We start from the raw sequence: 4,430 nt of genomic DNA on the forward strand, positions 1-4,430 counted from the left end.
CGTGCCGGCGTTCGTGTAACCGCACCCCAGGGCCACCCCCACTGCCGCCTCGCCCATGGCCGTACGCACCTCGTCAGGCAGGTCGGGGGCCGGCGCCTCCTCGATCAACTTCTGGTGACGGCGCTGCACCGAGCAGTCCCGCTCACCCAGGTACACGGCGTTGCCGTGGGCGTCGGCCAGCACCTGGATCTCGATGTGGCGGGGTGCCGTCAGGTAACACTCCATGTAGATCTCGTCGCGGCCGAAGTAGGCCATCGCCTCGCGCTGGGCTGACTCGATGGCGTCGGCTATGGCCGACTCGTCGGTCACCACCTTCATGCCCCGTCCGCCGCCGCCGTAGGCCGCCTTAATGGCGATCGGGTAGCCGTGCTCAGTGCCGAAGGCCCGCACCTGGTCGGGGTCGGTGATGAAGTCGGCGGTACCCGGCACACCCAGCACCCCGACCCGTTCGGCGGCCAGGCGGGCACTGATCTTGTCGCCCATCACCTCGATGGCCTCGGGCGGCGGCCCGATGAACGTCACACCCCTCTCGGTGACCGCTCGGGCGAAGTCGGCGTTCTCGGAGAAGAACCCGTAGCCGGGATGCACGGCATCGGCCCCGCTGCGCTCGACGACATCCAAGATGGCCTCAGTGTCTAGGTAGCTCTCAGCGGCAGTCTGGCCCCCAAGGGCGTAGGCCTCGTCGGCCAGTCGGACGTGCAGGGCGTCGCGGTCCAAGTCGGAGTAGACGGCGACCGTGGCCACCCCCTGCTCCCGACAGGCGCGGATGACCCGGACGGCGATCTCGCCCCGGTTTGCGACCAGAACCTTGGAGAACACAACCCTATGGTTATCCGAATGGCGCCCGTTTCGCATCTCTCGCCCGACGGGAGAGGGCTGGAGGCGCCCACCGGGACCCGGTTCGGACCCGTCGAACACGTTCCCGAGACGGGCTCCACCAACGCCGACCTGGCCGCCCGGGTCGCCGACGCCCCCGACGGCCTGGTGCGGATCACCGACCACCAGACGGCCGGCCGGGGCCGCCTGGATCGCCGATGGGACGCCCCGCCGGGCACCAACCTCCTGGTGTCGGTCCTGGTCCGACCCCGCTGGACGGCCGACCGGCACCCGCTGGTCACCACGGCCCTGGCCGTCGCCACCGTCGACACCCTGGTCAGCCTCGGTGTCAATGCCGCTATCAAGTGGCCCAACGACGTGGTCTTGGTCGACGGCCCGGCCCCCGGCAAGGTCGCCGGGATCCTCGCCGAACTGGTCGCCGGGCCACCTCCCGCCGTGGTAGTCGGCCTAGGCCTCAACGTGGGCTGGCCCCTCCCCGACGGCGACGCCCCGCCCGGTGCCACGTCGCTGACCGCCGCCGGGACGTCGGCCACCCACGGCGACCTGATGGCTGCCGTGCTAGCCGAGTTCGAGGCTCGCCTGGGCGACCTGGAGGCCACCGACGGGCCGGAACGGCTACAGGCCGCCCACCGGGACCGGTCAGCCACCGTGGGATCCGAGGTACGGGTCGAGACATCCGACAGCCCGTTGATCGGCACGGCCGTCGGCCTTGACCTCGACGGATCGCTGCTCGTCGACGCCGGGGACGGCTCGGTGACCGTCCGGGCCGGCGACGTCGTCCACCTTCGCCCCGCCTGACCAGTTGGCCGCCGCGGCTCCGTTCCCACTCGGCCGGTGGGTAGTCGACTACGGGTCGGGCGTTCGGGCCACCAGGTCGGCGAAGGCGGCCGCCACGGCCGTCGTCACCGGGCCGGGGGCCGTCGGCAGGTCGTGGTCATCGACCGCGGCGATCGAGCTGACGTCCCGGGTGGCCGAGCTCAGAAAGGCCTCGCTAGCCACCTCGATCTCGTCGAGGGCCACGTCGCGTTCCACCACGTCGACCAGTTCCAGGAGCAGGCCCCGCGTCACGCCGGCCAGACAGCCCGACGACAGAGGCGGCGTAACCAGCACATCGTCCACCACCAGGAACACGTTGGTGCCCGTGCCCTCGCACAGGTGGCCGGCCGTGTTGCGAAACAGCGCCTCGGTGCAGCCAAGACGGTGGGCGACGGCCAGGGCCTTGGCGTTCTCGGCGTACGACGTGGTCTTCAGGCCGGTCAGCGCCCCGTACTCGTTACGGACCCACGGTCCCAGGTGAACCCGCTCGGTAGCGGGCCACACGTTGCCCGGACCGGTGGACAACACCAGGGTGCCCGGCCCGTCGCCCCTCCCAGATCCCAGCGGCCCCGGCCCGCTGGACCACGTGATGCGCAGCAGCCCGGCCCGCCGGTCGGCGGCCAACACCTCAGCGACAGCCTCCCGGATTTGGGCGTCGTCCGGGGCCTGGATCCCCAGACCGGCCGCCGAGCGAGCCAGCCGGGCCAGATGGCGGGTCAGAGCGAACGGCACCCCGTCCAACACCCCGGTCGTCTCGAACACACCATCCCCGACGACCACCGCGTGGTCGTCGGCCCGCACAGCGGCCTCTCCCGGGCTGAGAATCCGACCGTCGGCCCAGTTGGCGCCGACGGGGTCGCGGGGCTCCTTGGGGACCATCGGCGCAGGCTAGGCCGCGCCCAAGCCCTCAAAGGCGCGCTGGTACCATCGCCCGCGTGACGGAGCGACCCGCGGAGGGGCTACGGCGAACGTGGCCCCAGCGGCTGGTAATCCTGTCCAGCGTCCTCCTGGCGTCCGGGATGTTCGTGGCCTCGGCCCGCCTCTCCTCGTTCGAGCAGGCGGTGTCCAGCATCGTCCGCATCGAAGTCCCGGCCGGTGTGCTGGCCGACGTCTACGAGCCTGAACCCTCTGACACCGCTAATGACGACGACGAGTCCACCAGAGGGTCGTCGTCCGGTGACGACAAAGACCAGGCCGACCGACCGCAGCCGCCCCGCAACTTCCTGTTGATCGGCACCGACAGCGCCATCGGCCTGGACGACGACGACCCGGCCGGCTGGCGAGACCGGACCCCCGGCGTGGCCCTGGCCGACGCCATCATGCTGCTGCGCCTCGACCCGGGCCTGGCCCGGGCCTCCGTGGTGTCGCTACCTCGCGACCTGTACGTCACGGTCCACCGCAACGGCGTGCCGGTACGCAAAGAAAAACTGGCCTCAGCCCTGCTGGTCGGCGGCATGGAGATGGGGGCTCCGACGCTGGTCGAGACGGTCACCAGCGAGTTCGGAGTGCCCATCCACAATTTCGTGGTCGTCGACTTCCTGGGCTTCGAGAACGTGGTCGACGAGATCGGCGGGGTCTCGCTGTGGTTCCCGTACCCGGCCCGCGACGTGGCCTCCGGCCTGTACGTATCGGAGAGCGGATGCACCCGCTTCGACGGCCGGGCCGCCCTATCGTTCGTTCGTAGCCGTAAGCCCGAACTGTTCATCGACGGCCGCTGGCAGCGGGTCGGCGTCTGGAACGACCTAGAGCGCAACCGTCGCCAGCAGGACTTTCTGGTACTGGCCATGGAACGGGTCATCGACAAGGGGGCCCGGTCGGTGCTCGTACGCGACGACCTCATCGAGGCCGTTGCCGAGGCGGTGATTCTCGACGACCGCCTCACGTTGCGGAACCTCATGGAACTGGGTAACGCCTTCGCCGACTTCGACCCCACCGGCATGGAACGCCACAGCCTGCCCGTCTACGACGACGTGGTCGGCACGTCGTCGGTGCTGCGCCTCCACGCCGACGCCCGCAAGGTTTTCGACGTATTCCGCGGGATCTCCCTGCGGCCTGACGACGTACCGGTCGACGTCGTCGACCGGCGAGGCCCCGTCGACGAGACGGTGCCGGCCTTCCAGCAGATGTCCTACAAAGGATTCCCGGTACGCCCGCTGATCGGCGACCCAGTGCCGGCCACCACCGTCCGGGCAGCCCGGGACCGCTTCGACGCCGCCGTCCTGGTTGGCCAACTGGTTGACCCCCTGCCCCGGTTCGAGTTCGACGACGCCCTCGCCGACCGGGTGGAGCTGGTGCTCGGCCAGGATTTTGGGACGTTCCTGCTAGCCCCCCGAGACATCGAGGAGGTGGACGCCGCGGCCCGGGCCGCCCTCGCCGCCCAGGGCGACGTGGCAAACGGAAACGCCCTCCCGGTGTTCGACCCGGCACCCGACGGCGACCAGGTGGCCACCGTGTTACCGGCCCGCAGCACCCGGCGCACCCTGAAGATCCGGGCGGCGTCGTTCGACGGACGGCGCCCCGATGGCAGCCGCTGCCCCTGACCCATGAGCCACCGACCACCGTTGTCGAGGCGACCTCCCGGGAGCGGCCGGTGAGCGGGCCCATCCGGGTGGCCCACCTCCTGGAGCAGTGCTGGCACCGGGTGCCTGGCGGCACGGCGGTGGCTGCCGTGGGCCTAGCTCAGGCCCTCCACGCCCGGCTCGACGTAGACGTCACCGGGATTACCGCCCGACACGCCTCCGGCCCGCCGCACCACCTGGACCCGGGCGTCCCACTGG

General features: G+C 70.9%; 5 protein-coding genes. 3 read left to right on the forward strand and 2 right to left on the reverse strand.

Going from position 1 to position 4,430, the window contains the following annotated elements; all coding sequences use genetic code 11:
- A partial coding sequence (locus MK181_10735) for a carbamoyl phosphate synthase (GenBank protein MCH2420275.1) occupies window positions 1-819 on the reverse strand: 819 nt, incomplete at its 3' end.
- Window positions 820-837: 18 nt separating this feature from the next.
- Here MK181_10735 and MK181_10740 point away from each other — a divergent pair.
- Window positions 838-1,635, forward strand: a complete 798-nt coding sequence (locus tag MK181_10740) for a biotin--[acetyl-CoA-carboxylase] ligase (protein MCH2420276.1) — start codon at window positions 838-840, stop codon at window positions 1,633-1,635.
- A 48-nt stretch (window positions 1,636-1,683) separates the two neighbouring features.
- Here the strand turns inward: MK181_10740 and MK181_10745 are convergent, their stop codons facing one another.
- Window positions 1,684-2,532 (reverse strand): aminotransferase class IV, encoded by an 849-nt coding sequence (locus tag MK181_10745; protein ID MCH2420277.1) that lies wholly within the window; start codon window positions 2,530-2,532, stop codon window positions 1,684-1,686.
- Window positions 2,533-2,588: 56 nt separating this feature from the next.
- On the opposite strand from MK181_10745, the gene MK181_10750 reads away from it, so the two are divergent.
- Window positions 2,589-4,193: an LCP family protein gene (locus MK181_10750; protein MCH2420278.1), complete on the forward strand. Its 1,605-nt coding sequence runs from the start codon at window positions 2,589-2,591 to the stop codon at window positions 4,191-4,193.
- 50 nt (window positions 4,194-4,243) lie between these two features.
- On the forward strand, window positions 4,244-4,430 hold a 187-nt coding region (locus MK181_10755), incomplete at its 3' end, for a hypothetical protein (protein ID MCH2420279.1).

This window comes from Acidimicrobiales bacterium, assembly GCA_022452035.1.
Lineage (GTDB): Bacteria > Actinomycetota > Acidimicrobiia > Acidimicrobiales > MedAcidi-G1 > UBA9410.

What these genes read in the sequence shown, in the direction of transcription:
- MK181_10740 (MCH2420276.1), top strand. Translation starts at nt 838, where the DNA reads ATGGCGCCCGTTTCGCATCTCTCGCCCGACGGGAGAGGGCTGGAGGCG.
- MK181_10745 (MCH2420277.1), bottom strand. Translation starts at nt 2,532, where the DNA reads ATGGTCCCCAAGGAGCCCCGCGACCCCGTCGGCGCCAACTGGGCCGAC.